Below are 25,267 nucleotides of genomic sequence, written 5' to 3' on the forward strand. Positions count from 1 at the left end.
GTTTAAAAGTTAAAGTGCACACTAACACGGTAAGCATCGCGTTGCACATCCGGCAAATCTAAATAGTTTAGCCGCTTCACATATTCAACGCGCAATATTCGGAAGATATTATCAATTCCGACCTTTCCTTCCCAGTATGGCGACTTATCCATGACGTGCGTTAACGTCTGTCCTTCGGCATTTTGGTCAAATCGAATGACGTCATCGCTTACATAAGGATTATTATTATCTGCCAATTTTCCATAAAACATCTTCACGCCCCAGATCTCGCGGAGGTTTAGGCGCTTGATCAACGGAATTTTATTAAAAATAAAGCCTTCCAATTTATGCTCTACCGAAAGCCTAACGTATTCATCAGCGACAAACTCCGTGCTGCGCATCAACGTAAAATCGATCACATGCCGATCCTCTTCTCGAAAGACATCAGGAATTTCTAATAACGGATAAGGAAGCGTCCCCCAAATCTTTCCCCCAGCCAAAGTGAAGTCAGCAAAACCCAACTGCTTAAGGAAAAACCGCTTCGAGACAGATGCACGTAATGCATCGAAAGCATAATCGCCTCCACGGAAACCATCCAGCCCCCGGTTGTACTGTAGATTAAAGACTGGATACTTCTCAATAATAGTGTTACGTGATAGGTTTCGGTAGTAAAATTTCTCATTCGGTGCCCAACGCAAAATAAATTGCAATTCGTTGGTATTTATTTCGGGCATAGACACAGCAGCATCAGACGATGAGATAAACCGCAAATCACCAATAGCACGGCGCTGGTGATGGATAACAGAACTGGATAAACTGATGTGATTGCCGAATTCAATCAAATGCGTTAATTGATAAGCCTCCGTATCCATCCATTTAGTCGGTCGATTTCTACGGATAGACTGAAAAAAGCTATCCCCTTTTCTGAAGCCAAGATTTCTACCCGGATCAAATATATCACGCTGCACGGCAGCTTGAATATAATGTGCAGGAAACTTTGCTACCGATTCGCCATTTAGTGATACAGAAGGCCGCACAAAATATTTAAATGCTCTATCTCGCATGCCATAGGCCAAATATCCTTCTATAAACACTTTCTCGGAAAGTGCGGCCGTGGTTCTACCACCTATCCGAATGCGGTTTCCCTCAATATTATTTCGGGAGTAAACGTATTCCAACGGACCAAACTCCACAGGGCCAGCCGGGTAATAGCCAAGCCCCAACAAGTAGCCCACTGCAAGCATCGTTTTAAAGGTCCTGTTATTATTGAGCGAATCGATGTTACTGTATACGCGCCCCTCGACTGGTGAAAGCTGTATTGGTCGTTGCTGAGCAACCAGCCCATCATTTTGCTTTGCAGACGGTAGCACCTCCGTCGGAGCGCCAGTAAAAACGTCATCGGTAAGGGTCGGAGAAAAATCATAATCGTAATTTAAAGATGTTTTTTGTCCATAAACCGCATCTCGTTTACCGGTTCCAAAAATAATATTGACATGACTCTTTTCCAGAAACATGTGTCTCTGCTGGTTTGGACGATAAATCAATTCAATTTTTACATCATTTACCCAATTAAGGTTCGACTCTTTATTCGTTCGCAATTCGGCAAGCTGTACCGCAAAACGGTCGTCCATAGTGATTTGTAGCTTTCCACTTAATAACAGGTCGGTCTTATTTCTTGGTTCAAAAGCAAGCTGAATAAAACGTCCCTCGGCAGTTTGAACGGTATCGGTAATGTAATATTTATAGAAAACCGGAGCGTTATTTGCGATGGGACTTAAGAACAGCTTGTTAATCATAAAAATATTCTCATCATATATCTCTACATCCTGAAAAAGATAGGATAAATACGATTGTATATTATGGTTATTTATATAACGCGGATCGAAGTCAGTCTGCTTGATAGATTTCACACGCTTCTTAAACGCCTTTGGACTATTTTTAGAATACACATCACTAAGCTGCTCCTGCATAAAAATGGTCAGCAATTTCTTGCCTGGTAAAGTTGTGGTATCGACATTGTCAAAAACAAAACCTATAGGGCCCAACCCTTTTTTATATCCCTGTGGAGGGTTGACCATGCCGAACTGCAATTTATCATACTGCTTGAAGGATAAAGGCGCCTGATTTTCCAAACGATTAAGACGCTTGTTTTTTATCACTTGCTGAATGAGATCTACGGCTGGATTACGATTTTTGTATTTTACCTTTCGCGATATTTCAACCGCGTCAATTACTTGCTCATTGTTTTCCAGCTCGACGCGAAGATGGTGTTGGGCAGTTTTGTAGTCTACAATTGCATCCTTATACCCAATAGCGGAGATGAGAAGTTGAAACGGCGGTTTCCTATTTGTCACTAATCGAAATCGACCGCTGGAATCACAGGAGGTGCCTTCTGCCACACCAACGATAGAAACGCTTGCCAACGCTATCATGCTTCCACTGCTCTTATCAGACACGGTACCTTCGATCATCTGTTGCGCCTGCACCTGCGTAACACAGGTACAAAACAAACACATAACAATCGCTAATAACCTGTATATCCGCATAATTAAAAGTGGCCCCGTATAAAGATACAATTTGTAATATAAGATAGAAATGAAATTACAAAAAACAGAAAAAAACCAATTTCAACGTATAGCGCATAAAAAAGCTCACCGAAGTGAGCAAATTATAAGTACCTATGATTATTTTAACGAGCTACGCGTAATCTCACTAGATCAGGCTAATGATAATGTCCGGATAGACCCCAAATACGATCGTGAGAACGGCAGCTAGCCCTAACACTATTGTATAACTATTGGAAACGGCAATACGATCTGGATTTTGCTCTTCACCCGTTTTGAAATACATATTCACCACCACATGCAAGTAATAGTAAACGGCTATCGCCGCATTGATCACCGCGATAACCAATAGCATGATGTTGTAATTTCCCATCACGTTGTTAAACATCATAAATTTGCCGATAAACCCTGCAGTCAGCGGTACGCCGGCTAGCGACAACATGGCTATGGTTAATACAATTGCCAACATCGGCTCTCTTTTGGCTAATCCGTTGAACGACTCAAATTGATCAGAACCTGTTTTTCGTTTAACCAAAATTAATGCCGCGAAGGCGATGATTGAAGCGAAGCTGTAGGCCACTGCATACATGAATATACTAGAAGCCGACGAAGGGCCAATCGACACGATCGCAAAAAGCATATAGCCTGCATGGGAAATGCTAGAATAGGCCATCATCCGCTTAAAGCTTACTTGCAATAACGCCGTGATATTACCAATGGAAAGTGTAATGATCGTAATTATAAGCAGGACGGGGGTCCAAAACTCGCTTACCGGAACCATGACCATACTGAAAAGACGAAAGAAACCGACAAATGAAGCTACTTTTACTACTGTGCTCATAAAAGTTGTTACCAATATCGGTGCGCCATCATACACGTCGGGGGTCCAAAAATGAAAAGGAGCCGCCCCCACTTTGAAACATAATCCACAAAGCATAAGCAATATTCCTGCATAAAACAACGGCGACAGAGTTGTCGATGACAGCACATATTCTCGTAGTCCGCTTAGATCAAATGTTCCAGCTGCGCCATAAATTAAGGTAATACCAAACAATAAAAAACCGGTCGAGAAAGCACCCATCAGGAAATATTTGAGGGCAGCTTCATTTGACGCGAAATCGCTTTTACGTATCCCTACTAGAATATAGAGTGCTACAGACATAATTTCAATCCCAACGAAAAGCATTGCAAAATTGTGATAGGCAGCCACTAATAACGCGCCCATCAGCGAAAAGACTAACAGACAATAATATTCGGCGATATTATCGCTGATACTTCGAAAATATTCTTTTGAAAGGAGCAAAATTAGTATTGTCACGACGATGAGTAACGCGGAAAACGCTATAGCATAGCGGTCAAATAGCACCATGCCATGATAGCGCGTTGTTGCATCAGTGTTCCATAACGACAACGAGAATCCGAGTGCGACCAAAAGCCCGATGATCGTCGTCGGAAGCAGTGCATTTTTAGCTTTGTAGAGTCCGAGATATAATACTAAAATTCCCAATATACCTAATGTAATTATCGCTCCCATAGTACGTTCAATCGCTAAAATTTAATGTTATTTAATAAACTGGTAACTGATGCTTCTGATAAATCTAATATTGCTTGTGGCCACACACCTAATAGCAAGGTGAAAAAAGCGATTACACTGAGAACTAGTAATTCATTTCCTGCAATATCGGACACCTTTTTCCCCTCGGGATGTTGTGGGCCCAACATAGATTTTTGATAGAACCGCAGCATGTAAACCGCGCCTAAAATCAATGTTAGCCCGCCGAAAGCAGCATACCAAATCCCAAAATCAAAAACGCCCTTTAGCAACAGAAACTCACCAATAAAACCGTTTGTAAGCGGGAGCCCAATAGCGCCCATTAGTATAATGAGGAAAACGATTGCTAGTCTCGGCATCTGGATTGCTAAGCCACCCCAGGAAGAAAGCTCACGGCTACCTGTACGTTCCTGCACTATATCGATAATATAAAACAACCCCACTACGCTTAAGCCATGGTTTACCATCTGCAGTATTGCACCCTGCAGTCCTTCACTATGCCAAGAGAAAACTCCGGCAGAGATAAGCCCCACGTGTGCGATAGAAGAGTAAGCTATTAATCGTTTTGCATCCTGTTGTTTAAAGGCTATAATTGACGCGTACACGATCCCGATAACGCATAAAACCATCAGGATTGTACTGTATGATAAAACGGCAAAAGGGGCAACAGGCAGCAACCACCGAATTAACCCGTAGACACCCATCTTCAACATAATACCTGCGAGTAACATTGTTCCGCCCGCGGGTGCATGTGTATACGTATCAGGCTGCCAAGTGTGAAATGGAAAAATAGGAATTTTAATTGCAAATGCTAAAAGAAATCCCCAAAATACCCACCGCTGGCTATTTTCAGAGAGCTGCAATGAGGTAAGCGCATCCCATTCGAGACTCCGTGCGGTACCTTGATTATACAAATAAATCAAGGCTATCAACATAAATAAACTTCCTAAAAATGTATAGATGAAGAACTTCAGATTAACGCGAATACGATCACCATCACCCCAAAGGGCACATATAAAGTAAATAGGGATAAGTGCTGCTTCCCATCCCACGTAAAAGGAGAATGCATCTTGTGCAAAGAATACCAGCAATAGGCCCGCCTGCATAAAAGAAACAAGCGCGTAGAACCCACCTTTGTATTCTTTCTTAAATGATGCTAAAATAATCAAGGGAATAAGGCCATTTGTTAATATAAGCAAAGGCATGCTTATCCCATCTAAACCGATATGGAAATCTACCCCCAATGATGCGATCCATGTCCAACTTTGCTCAAATTGAATCGAAGCATCAGAAACAAATGAAACGAGGAATGGAATAGACAACCCCAACGAAAATAACGACGTAGCTAAAGCAATCCATTTCGCTGGCAATGCTTGTCTCACAAAACTTAAGATGAGCGCCGAGACAATGGGTATCAACAATAAAATAAATAGGTTATCCATCAACAAGTTCATAATGTGTAAGTCTAAAAGCTAAGCATTTTTATTTGTGTGCTCAGGCAATCCTCTTTTTTAAATGTGCAATATTCCATAAATCAAAATAGCGACGGCACTAAAAACCATCATAATAATATAAAACCCAATATGCCCGCTTTGTAGCAGCCGAATCCCTTTACCTGATCCGATAAAGAAATCGCCAACGCCGTTCACAAACCCGTCAATACCCATCCTATCGACATATTTGAAGAAAAAAAGCGACAACCCGCGCAAGGGTTTTACGATAACGGTATCATACAATTCATCGACATATAATTTATGGTAAGAAAGCTTGTAAAGTATTCCGTGTTGGCTATTGTCGGCAATAGGCACCTTATTGTTTTTAACATATTTCACGTAGGCCCATAATGCCATCATGAGGGCTGCCAAAACAGAAAGGCCCATTAATACATATTCTGTCATATGACTCAAGTGCATACCTGTAGCTTGGGTGTCGCTGTTCGCAAAAATTGGAGCAAGAAACCCGGCCAATTTTTGTCCACCGCCTAATACCTCAGGAACATTTACAAATCCTCCAACGATCGATAGGAAGGCTAATACCAAAAGAGCCGTTGTCATTTGCCAAGGCGATTCATGGAGTTTTCTTTTTTGTTCTTCTGTGCCACGAAACTCCCCAAAGAAAGTCAAGAAAAGCAACCTGAACATATAGAAAGCTGTGAAGAGTGCGGTGATAAAGCCTAGCACCCAAAATATAGGATGATGTTGGTATGCATGGGCAAGGATCTCATCTTTGGAGAAAAACCCTGCGAAGGGCGGAATGCCGCTTATTGCGATGGTCCCGATGAGCATTGTGACAAAAGTTATCGGTAGAGCCTTCCGCAAGCCCCCCATTTTTCGCATGTCTTGCTCATCATGAAGAGCATGTATAACAGAGCCCGCACCAAGAAAAAGTAGCGCTTTAAAAAATGCATGTGTTAAGACGTGGAAAAAGGCGCCTGTGAAGGCTCCTACTCCCAACCCTAAAAACATGTAGCCCAACTGCGATACCGTTGAATAGGCCAATACCTTCTTAATATCATTTTGCGTAATCGCTATAAACGCGGCTACAAATGCGGTAACTGCCCCTACCACAGCCATAATTTCCATAGACAACGGGGAGAGCGTAAAAAGCACATTTGATCGTACAACCATATAAATACCCGCCGTTACCATGGTTGCCGCGTGGATTAAAGCCGAAACTGGGGTTGGGCCGGCCATCGCATCAGGCAGCCAAGTAAAAAGTGGAATCTGCGCGGATTTTCCAGTCGCTGCGACAAACAACAACAAGGTGATAACGAGAAGTGTAGAGTCGCCCACCGCCATACCGGCAGCTTCTGAAAATACCGCGGTATACTCCAAGCTGCCAAACGTTTCCAAAATAAAGAAGAGCGCCAATAGGAATCCTAAATCGCCAATACGGTTCATCACAAAAGCTTTCTTCGCTGCCGAAGCATAGGAAGAATTTTTAAACCAAAACCCGATCAAGAGGTAGGAACAAAGCCCTACGCCTTCCCAACCAATGAACATCACCAAATAATTGGAGCCTAACACTAGGATCGTCATAAAAAAGATGAACAGATTCAAATAGGCGAAGAATTTGCCAAAACCTGCATCATGAGCCATATAGCTACTGGAGTAGAGGTGAATGAAAAATCCCACACCAGTGATAATTAGCAACATAATCGCACTTAAAGGATCTAATAGAAAGGATATCGCGATTTGTATATTTCCCACTGAAAACCACTCAAACAAGGAAGTAGTGATTGCAGCTAATTCGCCAGCTTCGCGCGCTTTTGCAATCTCCAGATAACCAAACACACTCAGTACGAAAGATCCAAGGACCGTTCCACAACCGATCAAAGCGATCAAAGCCTTAGGTGCACGATTTCTTATGAAGCCATTTATGACAAATCCAAAAAATGGAAGGAGTGGTATAAGCCAAATTAATTCAGACATACTATTTATTTAAGCTATAAAGTCTATAATTCAATTACCAACGAAGTTTGCTTAACGATTCAATATCAACAGACTTCGTATTTCTGTAAACCATAATGATGATGGCCAAACCCACGGCAACCTCTGCTGCCGCTAAAGCCATAATAAAGAAAACGAATACCTGCCCACTCGCGTCTCCTCGGTACACAGAGAAGGCTGCTAAAAGTAGATTTACAGCATTTAGCATCAGCTCGATAGACATCATAATGATGATCACATTTCGCCGGATCAACACACCTGTAACCCCGATAGCGAAAATGATGCTGCAAAATATGATGTAGTGATTGAGCGGTACGCCCTGCATTTGCGTGACAAAATTTTCCATTATACCTTTTTAGGATCTTTTTTCGCCAATAGAACAGCACCTATCATTGCGGTAAGCAACAAAATAGAGGATATCTCAAAAGGCAACAAGAATTCATTAAATAATACCTTACCCAAGTTTTTAACCAAGCCAATCTCCGCATTTCCAACAACCATCTCATTATCTGGCGTGATCACTTTAAACGCACCCAAAAAAGTAGCTATCAAACACATCCCAGCTACCGCCCCCATGATTTTCACCAAGTTGGACTTCATGGGTTCGCTCTCTTCGTTTAGATTTAAGAGCATAAGAACGAAAAGGAATAGTACCATGATGGCCCCCATATACACGATGAAATTTACAACCGCTAGAAACTGCGCGTTGAGCAAAATGTAGTGGATGGTGAGCGTAAAGAAGGTAACGACCAAATACAAAACGCTATGCACTGGATTTTTAGTAAATATGGTCATCAGTGCAAAAATTATAGCCAAAAAAGCCACCAAATAAAATATAGACATCCTAATTTGATTTATCTTGGATTAATTTTTTAATATCGAACGCAGGCTCTACCAACTTATCTTTTCCATAGATAAAGTCTTTACGTAGATATTCTGCTGTCACATGGGGACCATCTAGATAAATGGCTTCTTTAGGACAGGCCTCTTCGCAAAGTCCGCAAAATATGCAGCGCAGCATGTTGATCTCATACACGGCCGCGTATTTTTCTTCCCTATAAAGTGTCTCCTCGCCTTTTTTGCGTTCAGCCGCAATCATAGTGATCGCTTCTGCCGGACAAGAAAGGGCACACAAACCACAGGCTGTACATCGCTCCCGCCCAGCTTCATCACGTTTTAAGGAATGTTGCCCCCTGAAATTCTTCGAGTAAGGGCGTTTTTCTTCCGGATATTTCACGGTCGGAATTTTCTTAAAAAAATGACGAATCGTAATCCCCAATCCTTTTGCGATCGCTGGTAGATACATGCGCTCCCAAAAATTCATGGGTTTCTGTTCGAGAACCTTTTTCCTATTTGATAATGACTGCATAGTTATCTTTTTTAATCTTGCATAACGTTACTTCACTGCTGTTTTGCTATCCTTCACCTATGAAAAATATGTGTCTTTAACTATCGTAATTACGCCTGTTAAGACGATATTAGCAATAGCGAGCGGAATCAACATCTTCCAACCCAAATTCATTAATTGATCATAGCGAAAACGCGGTAACGTCCAACGTATCCACATGAAAAAGAAAATGAATCCGAAAATTTTTATAAAGAATGCAATCACACCCAAAATCGTAATCCAATTTTGAGAGAGACCAAGATCATTCATAAAAGGAAAGTTGTATCCCCCGAAATAAAGTGCGGCCATCAGGGCCGAAGAAACGAACATATTGATATATTCGGAAAACATGTAAAGCCCTAGCTTCATGGAGGAGTACTCCGTGTGGTATCCCCCAACAAGCTCTGTTTCACATTCCGGCAAATCGAAAGGCACACGGTTACACTCAGCAAACGCGCAGGTCATAAAGATCAGGAAACCGAGCGGTTGCACCCAAATATTCCAGTTTACAAACCCCGACTGTTGAGCGACAATCTCACCCATAGATAGTGTTTGCGTAACCATCAACAAGGCAATGATAGATAGCCCCATCCCTATTTCGTAGCTTATACTTTGTGAAGCTGCACGAATAGCGCCTAACAGGGAAAATTTGTTGTTAGATGCCCAACCACCTAGCATAATGCCATATACTCCCAAAGCCACAACGCCAAAGATATACAATACGCCGACGTTGATATCGGCGACCTGCAGGGTTATTTGGCGGCCGTTGATATCCAGCGTTTGCCCCCAGGGAATAACTGCAGAACTGATACAAGCTGTAATTATAGCCAGTGTGGGGCCTAAAATAAATAATGAGCGGTGTGCTCCGGCCGGAATGATTTCTTCCTTAAAGAAAAATTTTCCTCCATCACATAGCGGTTGTAAAATCCCTCCAAAGCCCGCTCTATTCGGGCCATAACGATCTTGCATAAACCCCGCGATCTTCCGCTCTGCCAAGGTGGAATACATGGCAATGACGAGTGAAACGGTAAATACGATGACCACCAAAATTAATTTTTCTAAAATAAATGCTCCTTCCATGTTCCTGTATTTTATTTTAACCGTTCAACCCGAGCAAGCTGCTCCACATTAGCGGCTTGTAGCTTCGCATCTTCTTTGATCACCGCAGGCGGTGCAAAGTTTTCGTAATGATTAGCATTTATTACCGATTGTTTATCAACCGGCGTAGGCTCTTCCAGCGTCCAGTCCGCCGTCTTCTTTTTATCAAAACGGCAGGTATTGCAAATAAACTCATCGACTTCATTAAATTCGTCTTTTCGTCCAGTGACACGCAAAACTTCCTCACCCTTATACCATAGCGTAACCTTACCCGAACATGATGGACAATCACGATGTGCCTCAACTGGTTTTGTAAACCAAACCCGGTTCTTGAAACGAAAGGTCTTATCCGTTAAGGCTCCTACCGGACAAACATCAATAACGTTCCCGATAAAGTCGTTATCAAGTGCATTTTCGATAAAGGTAGAAATCTCGGAATGATCACCCCGATGTATCACACCATGCTCCCTTCCTTCTGTCAATTGATTCGCGACATATACACAGCGATAACACAGAATACACCTATTCATGTGCAGTTGTATTTTATCACCGATATCTATCCGCTCAAATGTTCGTCTTTCAAACTCGTAGCGTGTTTGATCCGCACCATGTTCATACCCTAGATCCTGCAACTTACATTCACCCGCCTGATCGCAAACCGGGCAGTCGAGTGGATGGTTGATTAATAGCATCTCCACCACGCCCTTACGTGCCTCTACCACATCTGGCGATGTGATGTTCTGGACTTCCATGCCATCCATCACGGTCGTGCGACAAGATGCCACAAGCTTTGGCATTGGCCGCGGATCCTTCTCAGACCCCTTAGATACTTTCACCAAGCAAGTGCGACATTTGCCACCGCTGCCCTCCAATTTGGAATAGTAGCACATAGCTGGTGGTACGATATCGCCTCCGATCTGACGAGCAGCGTTTAATATAGTCGTTCCTGGCGCCACATCTAATGCGATGCCATCTATCGTAACTTTAAATTTTCCTTCTTCAGCCATCGTTTCTTTCTTACATTACTATGTACAAAACTTTACTAAACAACAGGTACCAGTGGATCTGCATAATGCGCCAATCCAAAATTTCGGGTCTGCGACTCTCTTGGATTCAAAATATGCCATTCAAACTCGTCTCTGAAGTGGCGTATCGCGCTTGCTACTGGCCATGCTGATGCGTCGCCGAGCGGACATATAGTATTCCCGTCTATCTTTCGCTGGATATCCCATAATAGCTCTATATCACTTATATCGCCATGTCCGTATTCAATTTTGTGCAACACCTTTTCCATCCAACCCGTTCCCTCTCTACACGGCGAACACTGCCCACAACTTTCATGATGGTAAAATCGCGTAAAGTTCCATGTATTGCGTACAATACATTGATCTTCATCAAAGGCGATAAAACCGCCGGATCCCATTGCTGTTCCAGTAACGAAGCCTCCATCTGCCAGTGATTCGTAAGTCATCAGCCTCGCCTCTCCCTTGGCTGTTGTCATGGCCAAATTAGTCGGCAAAATAGGCACAGACGAGCCACCCGCAACAATTGCTTTGAGGCGTTTGCCGTTTGCGATACCCCCACAATAATCATCCGAGTATATGAATTCTTCTACCGGCAACCCTAATTCGATCTCGTATACTCCTGGGCGCACTATGTTGCCCGAAGCCGAGATAAGCTTTGTCCCAGTACTGCGCTCGATCCCAATTTTTGCATATTCTTCGCCCCCATCGTTTACGATCGGCACTGTAGCAGCGATTGATTCCACATTGTTAACTACTGTCGGACATCCATAAAGACCTGCAACAGCAGGAAACGGAGGTTTTATCCTAGGATTTCCGCGTTTGCCCTCCAGCGATTCTAAGAGCGCCGTTTCTTCACCGCAGATATAAGCACCGCCCCCTGGCTGAACGTAGATCTCCAAGTCATAACCTGAGCCTAGTATATTCTTGCCTAGAAATCCGGCAGCTTTTGCTTCTGCAATTGCCTGCTCGACAATCCTTATCTGCGGCATCATCTCGCCCCGTATATAGATATAGGATGTGTTCGCACCTAAAGCGTAGCTAGATACAATCATGCCTTCAATCAACGCATGCGGTATCTTTGTCATTAAAAAGCGATCCTTAAACGTGCCCGGTTCGGATTCATCGCCATTACAAACCAAGTAACGTGGCACACCTTCGGGTTTAGCAAGAAAACTCCATTTCATCCCGGTAGGAAAGCCAGCTCCACCTCGTCCGCGAAGACCAGACTTTTTTACCTCCTCCACGACATCGTCTGGAGATAGTGTCTTCAACGCCTTTTCAACAGCGCGGTATCCTCCCTTTTGCCTATAAACCTCAAATGTGTTTATTCCGGGAACATCAATATGTGTCAGTAATAACTTACGTGCCATTTCTTATTGATTTTTTGCCTTTTGTTTCAGATCGTCTATCAAACTATCGATACTTTCCTCTGTAAGATTCTCATAGAACGTGTATTCCGGACCAATTTGTAGTACAGGCCCAAAACCGCAAGCAGCTACACACTCTACACCTCGCCAAGAGAATAGTCCATCTGCTGTAACATCTCCTTCCTTTACACCTAGCTTGTTTTCAATATGTTGCATAATTCGCTCTGCGCCAACTAAGCAGCATGGTCCTGTCCTGCAGATTTCCAAAACGTATTTACCTTTGGGCTGCAAAAAATACATCGTGTAAAAGCTTGCAACTTCATATACCTCGATGGGCTTTATTCGCAAAAACAACGCTACTTTGTCCATCGCATCGATGCTCAACCAACCAAACTCCGCTTGCACCAAATGTAGAATAGGCAGTAGCGCAGACTTTTGCTTTCCCTCAGGATAGCGAGATACTACATCAGCAAAGCTATCTAGCAGAGCCGGTGTGAATTCTACCGTCATATTTTCTTGGATACTAAGCATCTAGTTCTCCTGCAATTACGTTTAGACTACTCATGTTAATTATCGCATCAGATATAAGCATGCCGCTACTCATCGGGGCAAACATTTGGTAATTGATAAAAGATGGTCTTCTGAAGTGTAAACGGTATGGTGACCGGCCACCGTCATGAATCATATAAAAGCCCAATTCACCATTTGCTCCCTCAACAGCATGATATACCTCTGACTGCGGTGTTTCCCATTCCCCCATCACGATCTTAAAATGGTAAATGAGCGCTTCCATATTAGTATATACTTGCTCTTTCGGAGGAAGATAAAAAGCAGGGACATCGGCATGGAAAACGCCTTTGGGCTCCTTTGCTATTTTTTCCAACGCTTGTTCAATGATACGTAGCGATTGCCACATCTCTTCATTTCGAACCATAAATCGGTCGTAGACATCGCCAGATGTTCCTACTGGAACATCAAACTCAAACTCTTCATACGAACAATACGGATCAACGACCCGAACATCATAGTCAACGCCTGTGGCCCGAAGAATAGGCCCAGACCAACTGTAACTCAACGCTTCTTCAGGTGTCACCGTAGCGACGCCAGAAGTACGCTCAATAAATATCCTGTTACGAACAAAAAGATTTTCAAATTCCTTAAGTACTGGAGGGAAACGCTCCAAAAATTCTTGGATCTTGCGAAAGGCAACTTCATTGAAATCACGTTCGAAGCCACCGATACGACCGATGTTGGTGGTAAGACGAGCGCCGCAAATTTCTTCAAAGATCTCATAAATAAATTCCCGCTCCTGCATCACATAAAGAAAGCCAGAAAATGCTCCGGTATCAACACCCAAGATCCCATTGCAAATAATATGATCAGCAATGCGAGCAAGCTCCATCACAATCACGCGCATGTATTGAACGCGCTTCGGTATTTCTATCTCCAATAGCTTTTCTACGGTCATGTGCCAACCCATATTATTTATAGGTGCAGAACAATAGTTCAACCGGTCCGTCAGAGGTGTTATTTGATAAAAGGGTCTATGCTCCGCTATCTTCTCAAATGCACGATGTATGTAGCCGATGGTGGATACACCGCTTACTATTCGCTCCCCGTCAATTTGCAAGACATTTTGAAATACCCCATGTGTAGCTGGGTGGGTTGGCCCCAAATTTAGCGTGATTAGCTCATCTTGCGGATCATTATCATAGAATACATCGGCATTTGGAGTGATCTTCGTAATAGGTTTACTCATTTTTGCAGTCTCATTACAGGTTTAACGTCCAAAATAAAAGTCTTTTTTATCAACACGGTTTGGATCTTCCAGCGGATACTCTTTTCGCATCGGAAAAACCTCGAGTTCGTCCATATTTAAAATTCTTCGCAAATCCGGATGCCCGTCAAACACCACTCCAAAGTAGTCATATGTTTCCCGTTCCATCCAATTGGCTCCATTCCATAGCACGGTTGCCGTTGGCACCGTTGGCGTTGGACCAGAGACCAATACCTTAATACGGAGTCTCATATTATGCAACATATTGTGCAGATGATAGACGATGCAGAAATCTTTTTCTTGCTTTGGGTAGTGCACCGCCGTAATATCCGTCAAATAGTTTAATCGAAGAGTAGCATCATCCTTAACAAATTCCAGGAACGCTATGATTTGCTCTGCTGCAACAGAAATTGTTAAAAGACCATGCGGCTCACCTAAAACTGTAAATGCATCTCCAAACCTTTGCTGAAGTGTGTCGAGTATAATGTGGTTATCCAGTTTATCCATTTCCGTTATCTGTTGCAATACCGTACTTCTCTAACAAGGCTTTATATTCCGGCGTATTCCGACGATTCAACGATTCGTTTTTAACAATATCCTGTAGCTTTAAAACACCATCTAGTATGGCTTCTGGCCGCGGTGGGCAACCCGGCACGTACACATCTACCGGAATAATTTCATCAATTCCTTGCAAAACAGAATAAGTATCGAATATTCCACCGCTGGAGGCACATGCGCCGACAGCAATTACCCAGCGCGGTTCAGCCATCTGCAAATACACCTGCTTCAATACCGGCGCCATCTTCTTGGCGATGGTTCCCATCACGAGCAACATATCTGCTTGGCGAGGGGAGAAACTAGGCCGCTCTGCGCCAAAACGTGCTAAATCATAGGTCGAGCCCATTGTGGCCATAAATTCTATTCCACAACAGGATGTAGCAAAGGGCAGTGGCCATAGCGAGTTTGCTCTTGCCAAGCCAACAGCTTTGTCCAATGTTGTTGCGAAAAATCCTGATCCCTCTACGCCTGGAGGCGCTTCCGCCAATGTCACTTTACTCATGGCTTTCCTTTTTAGATGTATATTTCAGTTTATAATGGATGGGGGACGGCCTTTTAACAGACCAGCAGGGAACTTAATCCCAGTCTAATGCCTTTTTCTTGATAACGTAGATAAAGCCCAATAGCAATAAGCCCATGAAAATGAACATCTCTATTAAGCCCTCGAAACCAAATTCGCGAAAATTCACCGCCCAAGGGTACATAAATATAACCTCCACATCAAATATGACGAACAAGATTGCAACCAGAAAATACTTAATAGAAAAAGGATGACGAGCATTCCCAACTACCTCAATCCCTGATTCAAAAGAGCCTAGTTTGTTCTCTGTACGAACCTTAGGCCCAATTAAATGGGTTCCGATAATTGTCAAAACACCGAATCCAACGGCTACACCTAATTGTAATAAAATAGGTATATAATCTACTGGAGTGCTACTTAGGTTTACACTTTCCATAATTACTAGTTTATTATCTGTTCTCAATAACAAATATATCATTTTTTCCCAATAAAAAAAGGGACTGCAAGCAGTCCCTTTAAATTTTAATGGTATTTTAATACTATAGCTGATCTACAAATTGCGTTGCAATTTCGTCATCTGGTCTTACTTTTAACGTCTCCTGGAAATAAGTTTTTGCTTTCGCATTATCGCCTTTGAAATAATAGTAGTAACCAATATAGTTGTTGGCATCTGCTATGTAAGAGTTCGTCGTTTCGTCTGATTTACCAGAAGCCTTAATAACTTCCAATAATTGATTAAACGAATCTAAGTATAAGCCTTTTACATTTTCCGGATCGTAAACCACATTATCCAATGCTAACTCCGATAATCCTTTGAAATAAAGACCATTCACAAGGTATTTGTCTTTTACTTCTTGTTTAGTAGCAGCTGTCACATTGCCTAATGCCTTCACAGCCTCATCCAATAGCGGCTTCGCTTCTGCTAACTTTGTCTGCCCTACTTCAGGAGTAACTTCTTCACCTTCTGCCGGAGAAATTATTCTAGATCCTTTTTGGTATTGTCCTACACCTAAGTAGTAATTTGCATCGTAGTAATAATCTGAAGCGGTGTCAACAGCTACCACGCGGAAGATCTTGATTGCGTTATCTACGTCACCATCTTGGTAGTTAGCAAATGCCGATTCAGCAATTTCTGTTTCCAAGTTATCATCTTCCGTTTGTTTCTCCACAGCCTGCTTTAAAAGCTCGGTAGCTTTGGCTTCGTCACCCGCACTTAAATTAGCTAAACCAGCATATAAATAATCACGAGGAATTAAGCGCTCTGGCTGAACCTTCGAGAATAAAGTATTCATATACTCCGCTGCTTTCGCGTAATCTTTATCTTGGTTATAGGCTATGTATCCTAAGTAACGGTATACTTTCGCATCTACACCTGGTGCTTTTGCTAACTCTTCTGCTACGGTTTTCAACTCTGCATAGTTACCAGAGTAAACCAAAAAGTCAGCATAACGTGTTTTTGCCTCAACAGAATTATCGCCTGTCAATTCCAGGTATTTTTTGTAGTTATCTACACCTTTTTGGTTGATCTCGCGGTACTGTTCTTCTGGTGCTTTAAGCGATGAAAGGTAGTACGTCTCGGCCAACTCCCGGTATAAAGGAGCATACTCTGCGTGCTCTTGTGTCAATGCAGTCAACTGCTCCAACACAACATCATAGGCTTGCGCTCTTCTAGAGATAACCGCTTGACCGATTTTTGGTGCCAGTAATGCCGGATCCATGTATTCTGCGTCACGGTAGTTAACGTAAGCTTGGCTGCTCTCACCTAAACCGGCATACGCATCACCAAGAGCTACTAGAATCGTCGCGTCTTTTGCATTTTTAGCTTTTGCCTGCGTCAGGTATTCGATCGCCTTTGTATAGTCCGGCTTAGGCGCATCGATGTAGGCCTCACCAATATATAACAATGGCAAATAATCTTTTTTACCTAATCCAGATACCGCTGTGGCGAACTTTGTCTCTGCTGCACTTTGATTGCCGCTCATTAAGTCAACAATACCCAACCCTACATTATTTAATTGTTCTTTAGGAGCATTTGTCAACCCTTGGTTGAACACATAAGCTGCAGAGTCAACTTTATCATTGATCAAGTGAACCTTGCCTAGGTAGAAATAATTCTCCCCATCTTTTGCCTTTTTCTCCACCAAGTTCTGAAGAATCCCTTTTGCCTTATCGTACTGCTCAGCTGTCAACGCAGCTTTTGCATCTTTTAAGCTTTGGGCGCTTACAGAACCAATTGTTCCAGCCAATAATAGACTTAAAAATAATTTGCTGTTTGTCATAATCTATTTGTGTTCTATTTTATTCTTCTATTGTTAAATATTATCCCGCACGATGATCTCCCGTCCTGGCATTGTCGCTGGCACTAGGCCTGCCTTTAGCACGATACGTTGCCCGCGATCCCCTGTTAAGAAAGCAGAGAATCCTATTCCCAAACCCAAGTTCGGCTGATAATTCAATACATAAAACGTACGTTGCAAAGGATACTGTCCAGCGGCTATCGTCGATTGATTTGGTAAATAAAATCTGTTATCAGCCTTCTCGCCAAGCGTATTCTGCACGCTCAAGATACGAATATTATTTTTATTTGGAAATGATGCGATCAAATCTCTGTATTCGTTGTAGCCCAGTATACCTAATTTATCCGTCGATTGTGCCACGGCTTCCATCACACTTTTTGCTCCACTTCCAGCCTCAACGAAATTGGATGCAACCTTCTCCATCTTACCTAGCTCACGCAAAAATCGAAAGCTGCTCGAATTGATATTATCAAACGCGATCTTTCGGTTATCCGAGCTCTTTCCTTGCATGGCATTTGTTAAATACGATATTGTAACGCTTGTATCCGCTGATTTAGTATTGCTGATTACAACTATTCCATCTGACCAAACGGGGAAGATACGTGGCGTGATGGATCGCTGTTTGAATGAGGCCTCTTCCTCGTCATTTAGCGGTCTAGCCAAAATCGCAACGCTTGCTTTTCCGGACACCAATTCGCGTATCGACAGCACTTCGGGTTTAGTAATGAAGTTGAGCTTTGCGTTTGGATAAGCCGATAAAAATACTTCCTCCTGTTCTTTTAACAAAGGTGCTACAGACTCGTCTACCGCGACAGAAAGCGTACCAACCAGAATGTCTTCTTGACTTTGTTCCTCGCGTGTGCGTCCCGGGTCAGCCAAGCGATCTTGGTCTTGCCTATTTGGAGAACACGCAGCTACCAATAGCCCAAAAACTACACATACCTTTATGATGCTTTTCATGATCATTGTGTCTATCTATTACCCAATTTGTTATTCAATTAACTATACAAACCCGAAGATGGTTGTCTCACTTACTAGTTAGATTATCGAAAACCCTAGAAAGTTTAATCCGCTTGGAAGATTATTGTCTAAAATTATTTTGCCATAACCGCGCAAAACGCATGAAGGAATACACGATAAGTAGAATGCCGAATAATTTCTTGTAGGTGGGATCTATTTCGATAGGGAATCCAGTCCAAAAGATGATCAGCATCCCTAGCGTGAAATAAAAGGCAAACATCGCTAGCCCTAAAATAGACAGAAATCGCTGGGTTGGCGATTTCTGACTAAATTTTCTTGTGCTGTTACGCAAACCGTTCATATTATTGTTGAAGGTTTAATGTAATAGGCAATGTGTAAGCAACACGAACGGGACGACCATTTTGAATACCTGGCTTCCACTTTTTCGCTTTTTTCAACACATTCACCGCAGCTTGACCTGTACCGTATGACAAATCCTTCACCACTTTTACATCTGTTAAGCTACCATCGCGCTCAACAACGAAAGATACAACTACCTGTCCTTTCACGCCGGCATCAATAGCGCCTTGTGGATATGTGTAGTTATCACCTACCCATTTACGAAAGGCAGCAAGACCGCCAATTGGCTCTGGATTTACCTCTACCGCGGTAAAGATTTTATCACTAGCTCCGCCGTCAGGATCGCCTGTCGCACTTCCGGTAATTTGTCCTTCCACCTTTTTAGGTCCAAATTCACCTGTCGGTACACCGGCAGCCCCTTTAGTACCTTTCAACGTAATACGCGCAGGTGTTTTATTTTCCTTTTTAATTTCCTCTTGGGAAACAACCTCTTCCTTTACTTGGTTCTGAGGCACCACTTTCGGCTCTGGGAAACGCACCAAGTCTTCTGCTGGCGGTTCCTGAGCAATACGTTGAGGTGGCTCTTCTTCCTGCGGAAGAGGTTCTTCTTCTTCTTCTGGCTCCGGAATATCCAAATCCTCTAGGGTAACCTCCGTAATGACTGGAGCTTCCTCTACAGGTTTATCTGGAAAAACCTTAATGTTAAACATTTTTGGAGCACTCAAAACAAGAACGCTTGCAACGATCACGAGTAGACCGATATTGGTCGCCTTTGGCGCGTATTTGCGCAAATCGTAGGCACCATATTCTCTGTTTCTATTCGCAAAAACGACGTCAAGCCATTCTTTTTTGAATATATCTAATTTAGAACCAAACATATTTTACTTTATTATGCAATTAGTCGTTGAATAGACCATCGCGTTTTAACACCTCTATTTCGTCATTATTGATCTTAGAAATCATATAGCGCTTTACGTCTACAATTTTCATCTCGTCTAGAATATCGACTAGATTACGTTGTACGGATTTCTCGCTAGGTCTGATTACGACGATCAAATCTTTACCGCCAGAACGCGCTGGTACTTCTTTTTGCATTTTTAGCAAAACCTGACGAATGCCTTCTTTACCATAATCTACCGTTACTGGTGGATAAATTGGCTTGGCTAATTGTCCATAGTACCAAGAGATCTTGTTGTCGGATCCTAATAAAAGCGTGATAGAACGATTATCGGCAATCTCTAGATTGTCATTCGCATCCATCTTATTTTTATCAGGCATCGCAACGTCCATCGCCTGTGGTTTATTTAATGACGTGGTTAACATGAAGAAGGTGATCAACAAGAATGCTAAGTCTACCATGGCGGTCAAATCGACCTTACCACCGGCTTTCTTGGCCCTTACTTTACCGCCCTTGCCTCCTTTACCACTATCCTGATTTAATTCTGCCATTTTCTATTTTAGTGATACGATTATTGCTCTGAAGCACGTAGTCCAGTTACAAAACTAAATTTGTTCTGCTTTTGGTTACGTAGCGTTTCAATAATCAAATTAACGATTGGATACTTCTCATTTGCATCGGCTTTGATAGCAACCTTCATTGGTCCTGGATCGACAAAATCTCTCTCTCCTTCACGCGAACGATTGTACTCAATTGTAGCTTTCCGAGCTTCCTGAACCCAAGAATACAATTCATTCGATGCATTTTCCGTACTGTCCACGGGAACACCAGGCTGAATATTCTCCTTGCGTTGTTCATTCGGCAGTGAAAGCAATTGACGCAAATTCTTCATCGGAACGCCAAACTCGTCTAGTTGTTTAAACTTCTCATATTCCTGTGCAGAAAACGCAACACCGTACTTCTGCGACATATTCTTTAACGTAATCTCGCGTACTGTTGGATTTTTCACGCCGAAGAAAATTTTGCCTTCAGCTACCGAGATAACACCAAGGTTATCGTCTGGTAGTTTGTCTGGCGTAGTTGATTGTGGGGTATCCACTACCAACACTTCGGGTTGACGAGCTGTAGCCGTTAATACGAAGAACGTAAGAAGCAAGAACGAGACGTCACACATCGCCGTCATGTCGATGGAGGTACTGGCTCTTTTAATCTTTGCTTTACCCATTTTTGTTTACTTCTTTAATTAACAATTCTTATTCCTTTTACTAATGATGATCTTTCCAAACAAATTCCATAAAAGAATTTGAAAAAAAAATCATTTGTGCCTACTTGTGGTTTGCAGCGTACGTTTGTACGATAGAGAAACCAGCCTCGTCGATTGAATAAGTTAAGTTGTCAATTTTTGCAGTCAAAATGTTGTACATAATGATAGCGAATGTAGAAGTAGCAATACCTGTAGCCGTATTGATCAAGGCTTCAGAGATACCGTTTGCTAATTTAGCTGAATCTGGAGCACCACCTGTTGCAAGGGCGGAGAAGGCTTTGATCATACCTGTTACCGTACCTAATAGACCTGTCAATGTACCGATAGAAACTAACGTTGCAATAACGTTCATGTTTTTCTCCAACATAGGCATTTCTAATGCAGTTGTTTCTTCAATTTCTTTTTGGATAGCTACAACTGATTTTTCAGCGTCTAATCCTGTATTAGCAGAAACATCTTTGTATTTCAACAAACCTGCTTTCACAACGTTTGCTACAGAACCTTTTTGTTTGTCACACTCAGCGATAGCTGAATCAATGTTACCACCATTGATTAATGACTGAATTTTTCTAACGAAGTTACCAACGTTACCTGTTCCAGCTGCTCTGCCAATAACAAGGAAACGTTCAATAGAGAATACCCATACCATTAAGAATAAACCAATCAACACAGGTACGATTACACCAGCGTGATAAACCATTCCCAAATAGTTTCCTGGTTTAGGTTGGTTTTCAGGGTTTTCTTCCAAGAAATTTGACGGGCTTCCCATAACATATGCCCATACCACGTAACCGACGATGAAACAAATGATGATTGCTAAACTCGCAAATAAATTACCTGAATTTCCGCTTTCATTCTTAGCAGGAGTAGTAGTTTTTGGTGCGTTTGCCATTTTTTTACTAATTTTTAGATTTTTACTGTTGTTTAATATTACTGTTTAATTCAATTTGTGCAATGTATTGCCATCTATCTTGCTGTTAAGCAAAACAAATATACTGTTTTGTGTTAAAAATAAAATTTTCTCTGCATTAATTTATACATCTTTCAATAGGCTCCATATTAGATAAACCATCAGCGGTTTCCTCTCCTTCCTAACACATCGTCGCCTCATGCTTTAACGCCGTTTAATGCGATATATTTTACAATGAAAACTATTTTTTTTGGTTTATGCAAATTAAAAAATCATTAACTGCCAAAAATAAGTAAGTGTTCACTTAGTGGTTAATTAGGCCTTTTAGGGTTCAAATCGTGTCGAATCTAAAGTTATCGATGCGCGCCATTCGACAGCTATAACATCGCACAAATCAAAGCAACCGGTTGTAACTAATTAACCACCAACCAATTTCACGCCATATCCTGATGTCTTCAGGATTTCAAATATTCTATTTTTAAAATCTCCCTGAATCAAGATCACCCCATCCTTTGATGAACCCCCGACGCCGCATTTTTGTTTCAATTCTTTTGCTAAATCATTTAAGTCTTCGTCCTTTCCAGTGAAACCTTCTACAATTGTAACAATTTTTCCTTTCCTCGCCTTCTTATCGAGGAGGACTTTCAAGCACTGCTGATTGTTCGGCAATGTTGACTCTTCACCCGATGGTGCGGATTCAACATAGTCAAAATCGCTTGCGGTAGAATAGACTATACCTTCAAATCGTTGCTTTTTTTGTTTTGCCATGTTTTAACAAATAATTTTTAAGGACTTATGCTTTATCGCGATTTCTAACTCTTTGCCCATCTCTACAGGCTCGCCGTCGACATGCACAGGACCTTTCTCATCCCTAATAATTTTAATATTCTTGCCGGGAAGTATCTCCACATACTCGGACTGATCCGCACTTTTTGTAAACAAATGAAACACCATTTTTGGCAGCAAATAAAGGGGAAACTTGTGCACGATGCAAACGTCCAAGATACCATCTGTAATAGAGGCTTGCGGCGCAATATACGCGTTGTTACCGTATTGTGGAGAGTTTGCTACGCTGATCATAAAAGCTTCTTTTTTATACTCTTTCCCATCGATGACAAGTGTATAGGTGCTTGGCTTGAAGTCACTTAGCACATTCATAATGGAGCGCAAGTAGCCCACCGGCCCGCGGATATTTTCTGTCGCAAAATGGTCGCTAACAGAAGCATCAAAGCCTAAGCCCGCAATATTGAAAAAGTTACGGCCATTAATTTCGCCGGTATCAACGTCTACCGTTTCAAATCTGTTGATGCGTCGAAGTGCTGCCGATTCATTGAGCGGTATTCCGAGGTACAGTGCTAAGCCATTTCCAGAGCCTTCTGGAATGATTCCTAGCGGCATGTCGGTTCCCATAATAGCTGAGCCCACCTCATTGATCGTGCCATCGCCTCCTACGGCGACTACCGCATCATACCCCTCTACTACGGCAGATTTACCCAGTTCATAAGCATGATTGGGGTGATCCGTTATTTTAAAGGTAGGATCAAACTTTTCCAGATCAAGAACTTCCAACACCTGTTTATTAAAGGCAGTCTTCTTCTTACCGCCCGATATCGGATTTACGACAAACAAAATTCGTTTACGCTGACGCATCGTATACTTCCATTTTAAGGTTATAAAGATATAGAATTGCTACCATCAATTTACAAAGGTCTGCCGTTTATTTATTTCCGTAGCTCTTATATCCTATGTGCACATTAACTGAGCCATACTTCTGCATCCTGCGGCGCCAAATGTGGCACTGCTTTTACAAAACATTTTTGTCTTCAGTTTTCTTTATAAGGGAAAGGTTTGTATTTTTGCTTACAAAAATGTGGACTGATTTGCGTATGGCATATTTGAAAAATGTCATAGGAGATTGCAACCACAGTAAAAAAGTGCTAAAACCAAAATTTCTGTTTTTCCACTTTCGTTGCATCTCTCCTGCTATCGCAATCTAAAAAAACGCTTAATGGCATATTTATTTACTTCAGAGTCGGTGTCCGAAGGGCACCCAGATAAAGTAGCAGATCAAATTTCTGACGCTTTGATCGATAATTTTTTGGCCTGGGATGAAGATTCCCGTGTAGCCATAGAGACTTTGGTTACGACCGGGCAAGTGGTGTTAGCTGGAGAGGTGAAATCGAAAATCTATTTGGATGTTCAAAAGATCGCGCGATCTGTCATTCAAAAAATTGGGTATACAAAATCAGAATACATGTTTGAGGCAAATTCATGTGGTGTACTATCGGCCATTCACGAACAATCTGCTGAAATCAATCAAGGCGTCGATCGTAAAACAAAACAGGAGCAAGGAGCCGGTGATCAGGGTATTATGTTTGGTTATGCGAACAACGAAACAGAAAACTACATGCCTCTTGCGCTAGACCTTGCACATCGTCTATTATTTGAGCTAGCGGCCTTACGTCGCGAAAATGGAGAGATTACCTACTTGCGTCCTGATGCAAAATCGCAAGTGACGCTTGAATATAGTGATGACCATAAGCCGCAGCGCATAGACACGATTGTTATCTCGACCCAACACGACGACTTCGCTCCTGAAGCAGAAATGCTGAATAAGATAACGGAAGATGTAAAAAACATATTGGTCCCCCGCGTAAAAGCGCAGTTGAAACCGGAGCTTCAAGCCTTGTTTAGTGAGGACATCAAGTTTCACGTGAACCCTACCGGAAAATTTGTAATTGGTGGCCCGCATGGTGATACCGGTTTGACCGGACGTAAGATTATCGTCGACACCTATGGTGGCAAGGGCGCGCATGGTGGAGGTGCTTTCTCAGGAAAAGATCCGTCGAAAGTAGATCGCTCTGCAGCTTACGCCACAAGACATATTGCCAAAAACCTTGTAGCGGCTGGCGTTGCCGATGAAATTCTAGTGCAAATTTCTTACGCAATCGGCGTTAAGGATCCTATGGGAATTTATGTGAATACCTATGGAACCAGCAAAGTAGATCTTACCGATGGTGAAATTTCTGCTAAAATTGCAGAGATTTTTGACATGACTCCCTACGGCATTGAGACCCGTCTTGGTCTACGAAACCCGATCTATGCAGAGACAGCCGCTTATGGACATATGGGCAGAACCCCGAAAACAGTAAGCAAAACCTTCGAGAGCTCCACTGGAGAAACTAAAACTGTGGAAGTGGAATTATTCACCTGGGAAAAGTTAGACTACGTCGAAAAAATTAAGACAGCATTCTCGCTGTAATAAAGTAAAGTAAGCAAGGTCAGCGTCTGAAAACCGCGCT

General features: G+C 42.3%; 24 protein-coding genes. 1 reads left to right on the forward strand and 23 read right to left on the reverse strand.

Translation table 11 applies throughout. The annotated features are described in order from the left end of the window. Nucleotides 1–2: 2 nt before the first annotated feature. From DI53_RS06785 to DI53_RS06900, 23 genes are all read right to left on the reverse strand, one after another. A complete protein-coding gene (locus tag DI53_RS06785; protein WP_157836752.1) occupies nt 3–2,495 on the reverse strand; it encodes a DUF5686 family protein in 2,493 nt (830 codons plus the stop codon). 196 nt (nt 2,496–2,691) lie between these two features. Then, nucleotides 2,692–4,077 (reverse strand): NADH-quinone oxidoreductase subunit N, encoded by a 1,386-nt coding sequence (locus tag DI53_RS06790; RefSeq protein WP_037497021.1) that lies wholly within the window; start codon nt 4,075–4,077, stop codon nt 2,692–2,694. A 14-nt stretch (nt 4,078–4,091) separates the two neighbouring features. Next, nucleotides 4,092–5,537: a complex I subunit 4 family protein gene (locus DI53_RS06795; protein ID WP_037497122.1), complete on the reverse strand. Its 1,446-nt coding sequence runs from the start codon at nt 5,535–5,537 to the stop codon at nt 4,092–4,094. A gap of 69 nt (nt 5,538–5,606) precedes the next feature. After that, nucleotides 5,607–7,526, reverse strand: a complete 1,920-nt coding sequence (gene nuoL / locus DI53_RS06800; RefSeq protein ID WP_037497023.1) for an NADH-quinone oxidoreductase subunit L — start codon at nt 7,524–7,526, stop codon at nt 5,607–5,609. A 34-nt stretch (nt 7,527–7,560) separates the two neighbouring features. Beyond that, nucleotides 7,561–7,890, reverse strand: coding sequence for an NADH-quinone oxidoreductase subunit NuoK (nuoK, locus tag DI53_RS06805; RefSeq protein ID WP_037497025.1), 330 nt, complete (start codon nt 7,888–7,890; stop codon nt 7,561–7,563). Beyond that, nucleotides 7,890–8,387 (reverse strand): NADH-quinone oxidoreductase subunit J family protein, encoded by a 498-nt coding sequence (locus DI53_RS06810; protein ID WP_037497027.1) that lies wholly within the window; start codon nt 8,385–8,387, stop codon nt 7,890–7,892. Before DI53_RS06810 ends, nuoK begins: the two co-directional genes overlap by 1 nt. A gap of 1 nt (nt 8,388) precedes the next feature. Continuing rightward, entirely contained in the window at nt 8,389–8,913 is a 525-nt protein-coding gene (locus DI53_RS06815; RefSeq protein ID WP_037497029.1) for a NuoI/complex I 23 kDa subunit family protein, read from the reverse strand. A 57-nt stretch (nt 8,914–8,970) separates the two neighbouring features. Next, nucleotides 8,971–10,011: an NADH-quinone oxidoreductase subunit NuoH gene (nuoH, locus tag DI53_RS06820; protein ID WP_037497031.1), complete on the reverse strand. Its 1,041-nt coding sequence runs from the start codon at nt 10,009–10,011 to the stop codon at nt 8,971–8,973. Nucleotides 10,012–10,022: 11 nt separating this feature from the next. Next, a complete protein-coding gene (locus DI53_RS06825; RefSeq protein WP_037497033.1) occupies nt 10,023–11,036 on the reverse strand; it encodes an NADH-quinone oxidoreductase subunit G in 1,014 nt (337 codons plus the stop codon). A gap of 35 nt (nt 11,037–11,071) precedes the next feature. Next, nucleotides 11,072–12,424 (reverse strand): NADH-quinone oxidoreductase subunit NuoF, encoded by a 1,353-nt coding sequence (nuoF, locus tag DI53_RS06830; RefSeq protein WP_037497034.1) that lies wholly within the window; start codon nt 12,422–12,424, stop codon nt 11,072–11,074. A 3-nt stretch (nt 12,425–12,427) separates the two neighbouring features. Beyond that, nucleotides 12,428–12,952 carry an NADH-quinone oxidoreductase subunit NuoE family protein gene (locus DI53_RS06835; RefSeq protein WP_037497037.1) on the reverse strand — a complete coding sequence of 175 codons (525 nt, stop codon included), beginning with the start codon at nt 12,950–12,952 and terminating at the stop codon, nt 12,428–12,430. Further along, entirely contained in the window at nt 12,945–14,180 is a 1,236-nt protein-coding gene (locus DI53_RS06840) for an NADH-quinone oxidoreductase subunit D (protein ID WP_052072150.1), read from the reverse strand. Before DI53_RS06840 ends, DI53_RS06835 begins: the two co-directional genes overlap by 8 nt. 21 nt (nt 14,181–14,201) lie before the next feature. Further along, entirely contained in the window at nt 14,202–14,705 is a 504-nt protein-coding gene (locus DI53_RS06845) for an NADH-quinone oxidoreductase subunit C (protein WP_037497038.1), read from the reverse strand. Next, entirely contained in the window at nt 14,698–15,258 is a 561-nt protein-coding gene (locus DI53_RS06850) for an NADH-quinone oxidoreductase subunit B (RefSeq protein ID WP_037497039.1), read from the reverse strand. Before DI53_RS06850 ends, DI53_RS06845 begins: the two co-directional genes overlap by 8 nt. Before the next feature lie 73 nt (nt 15,259–15,331). Then, on the reverse strand, nt 15,332–15,712 hold the full coding sequence (locus DI53_RS06855) for an NADH-quinone oxidoreductase subunit A (protein ID WP_037497041.1): 381 nt from the start codon (nt 15,710–15,712) through the stop codon (nt 15,332–15,334). Nucleotides 15,713–15,815: 103 nt separating this feature from the next. After that, a complete protein-coding gene (locus DI53_RS06860; RefSeq protein WP_037497042.1) occupies nt 15,816–17,555 on the reverse strand; it encodes a tetratricopeptide repeat protein in 1,740 nt (579 codons plus the stop codon). A 33-nt stretch (nt 17,556–17,588) separates the two neighbouring features. Then, nucleotides 17,589–18,533 carry a PstS family phosphate ABC transporter substrate-binding protein gene (locus tag DI53_RS06865; protein WP_157836753.1) on the reverse strand — a complete coding sequence of 315 codons (945 nt, stop codon included), beginning with the start codon at nt 18,531–18,533 and terminating at the stop codon, nt 17,589–17,591. A 362-nt stretch (nt 18,534–18,895) separates the two neighbouring features. Further along, nucleotides 18,896–19,771, reverse strand: a complete 876-nt coding sequence (locus DI53_RS06875; protein ID WP_037497045.1) for an energy transducer TonB — start codon at nt 19,769–19,771, stop codon at nt 18,896–18,898. Between the two features lie 19 nt (nt 19,772–19,790). Continuing rightward, a complete protein-coding gene (locus DI53_RS06880) occupies nt 19,791–20,342 on the reverse strand; it encodes an ExbD/TolR family protein (protein ID WP_037497047.1) in 552 nt (183 codons plus the stop codon). Between the two features lie 20 nt (nt 20,343–20,362). Then, a complete protein-coding gene (locus DI53_RS06885) occupies nt 20,363–21,016 on the reverse strand; it encodes an ExbD/TolR family protein (RefSeq protein ID WP_037497049.1) in 654 nt (217 codons plus the stop codon). Nucleotides 21,017–21,116: 100 nt separating this feature from the next. Next, nucleotides 21,117–21,947, reverse strand: a complete 831-nt coding sequence (locus DI53_RS06890; protein WP_037497051.1) for a MotA/TolQ/ExbB proton channel family protein — start codon at nt 21,945–21,947, stop codon at nt 21,117–21,119. A gap of 435 nt (nt 21,948–22,382) precedes the next feature. Continuing rightward, nucleotides 22,383–22,733, reverse strand: coding sequence for a translation initiation factor (locus DI53_RS06895; protein ID WP_037497053.1), 351 nt, complete (start codon nt 22,731–22,733; stop codon nt 22,383–22,385). Between the two features lie 3 nt (nt 22,734–22,736). Then, nucleotides 22,737–23,615 (reverse strand): diacylglycerol/lipid kinase family protein, encoded by an 879-nt coding sequence (locus DI53_RS06900; RefSeq protein WP_037497055.1) that lies wholly within the window; start codon nt 23,613–23,615, stop codon nt 22,737–22,739. 358 nt (nt 23,616–23,973) lie between these two features. Here DI53_RS06900 and metK point away from each other — a divergent pair, with 358 nt between their 5' ends. Next, nucleotides 23,974–25,227: a methionine adenosyltransferase gene (metK, locus tag DI53_RS06905; RefSeq protein ID WP_037497057.1), complete on the forward strand. Its 1,254-nt coding sequence runs from the start codon at nt 23,974–23,976 to the stop codon at nt 25,225–25,227. Nucleotides 25,228–25,267: the final 40 nt, after the last annotated feature.

It is taken from the genome of Sphingobacterium deserti, assembly GCF_000757725.1.
Classification (GTDB): domain Bacteria; phylum Bacteroidota; class Bacteroidia; order Sphingobacteriales; family Sphingobacteriaceae; genus Sphingobacterium; species Sphingobacterium deserti.

Bases quoted from the DNA above. Each gene is read 5' to 3' on its own strand.
- DI53_RS06785 (WP_157836752.1), bottom strand. From the start codon at position 2,495: ATGTGTTTGTTTTGTACCTGTGTTACGCAGGTGCAGGCGCAACAGATG.
- DI53_RS06790 (WP_037497021.1), bottom strand. From the start codon at position 4,077: ATGGGAGCGATAATTACATTAGGTATATTGGGAATTTTAGTATTATAT.
- DI53_RS06795 (WP_037497122.1), bottom strand. From the start codon at position 5,537: ATGGATAACCTATTTATTTTATTGTTGATACCCATTGTCTCGGCGCTC.
- nuoL (WP_037497023.1), bottom strand. From the start codon at position 7,526: ATGTCTGAATTAATTTGGCTTATACCACTCCTTCCATTTTTTGGATTT.
- nuoK (WP_037497025.1), bottom strand. From the start codon at position 7,890: ATGGAAAATTTTGTCACGCAAATGCAGGGCGTACCGCTCAATCACTAC.
- DI53_RS06810 (WP_037497027.1), bottom strand. From the start codon at position 8,387: ATGTCTATATTTTATTTGGTGGCTTTTTTGGCTATAATTTTTGCACTG.
- DI53_RS06815 (WP_037497029.1), bottom strand. From the start codon at position 8,913: ATGCAGTCATTATCAAATAGGAAAAAGGTTCTCGAACAGAAACCCATG.
- nuoH (WP_037497031.1), bottom strand. From the start codon at position 10,011: ATGGAAGGAGCATTTATTTTAGAAAAATTAATTTTGGTGGTCATCGTA.
- DI53_RS06825 (WP_037497033.1), bottom strand. From the start codon at position 11,036: ATGGCTGAAGAAGGAAAATTTAAAGTTACGATAGATGGCATCGCATTA.
- nuoF (WP_037497034.1), bottom strand. From the start codon at position 12,424: ATGGCACGTAAGTTATTACTGACACATATTGATGTTCCCGGAATAAAC.
- DI53_RS06835 (WP_037497037.1), bottom strand. From the start codon at position 12,952: ATGCTTAGTATCCAAGAAAATATGACGGTAGAATTCACACCGGCTCTG.
- DI53_RS06840 (WP_052072150.1), bottom strand. From the start codon at position 14,180: ATGAGTAAACCTATTACGAAGATCACTCCAAATGCCGATGTATTCTAT.
- DI53_RS06845 (WP_037497038.1), bottom strand. From the start codon at position 14,705: ATGGATAAACTGGATAACCACATTATACTCGACACACTTCAGCAAAGG.
- DI53_RS06850 (WP_037497039.1), bottom strand. From the start codon at position 15,258: ATGAGTAAAGTGACATTGGCGGAAGCGCCTCCAGGCGTAGAGGGATCA.
- DI53_RS06855 (WP_037497041.1), bottom strand. From the start codon at position 15,712: ATGGAAAGTGTAAACCTAAGTAGCACTCCAGTAGATTATATACCTATT.
- DI53_RS06860 (WP_037497042.1), bottom strand. From the start codon at position 17,555: ATGACAAACAGCAAATTATTTTTAAGTCTATTATTGGCTGGAACAATT.
- DI53_RS06865 (WP_157836753.1), bottom strand. From the start codon at position 18,533: ATGAAAAGCATCATAAAGGTATGTGTAGTTTTTGGGCTATTGGTAGCT.
- DI53_RS06875 (WP_037497045.1), bottom strand. From the start codon at position 19,771: ATGTTTGGTTCTAAATTAGATATATTCAAAAAAGAATGGCTTGACGTC.
- DI53_RS06880 (WP_037497047.1), bottom strand. From the start codon at position 20,342: ATGGCAGAATTAAATCAGGATAGTGGTAAAGGAGGCAAGGGCGGTAAA.
- DI53_RS06885 (WP_037497049.1), bottom strand. From the start codon at position 21,016: ATGGGTAAAGCAAAGATTAAAAGAGCCAGTACCTCCATCGACATGACG.
- DI53_RS06890 (WP_037497051.1), bottom strand. From the start codon at position 21,947: ATGGCAAACGCACCAAAAACTACTACTCCTGCTAAGAATGAAAGCGGA.
- DI53_RS06895 (WP_037497053.1), bottom strand. From the start codon at position 22,733: ATGGCAAAACAAAAAAAGCAACGATTTGAAGGTATAGTCTATTCTACC.
- DI53_RS06900 (WP_037497055.1), bottom strand. From the start codon at position 23,615: ATGCGTCAGCGTAAACGAATTTTGTTTGTCGTAAATCCGATATCGGGC.
- metK (WP_037497057.1), top strand. From the start codon at position 23,974: ATGGCATATTTATTTACTTCAGAGTCGGTGTCCGAAGGGCACCCAGAT.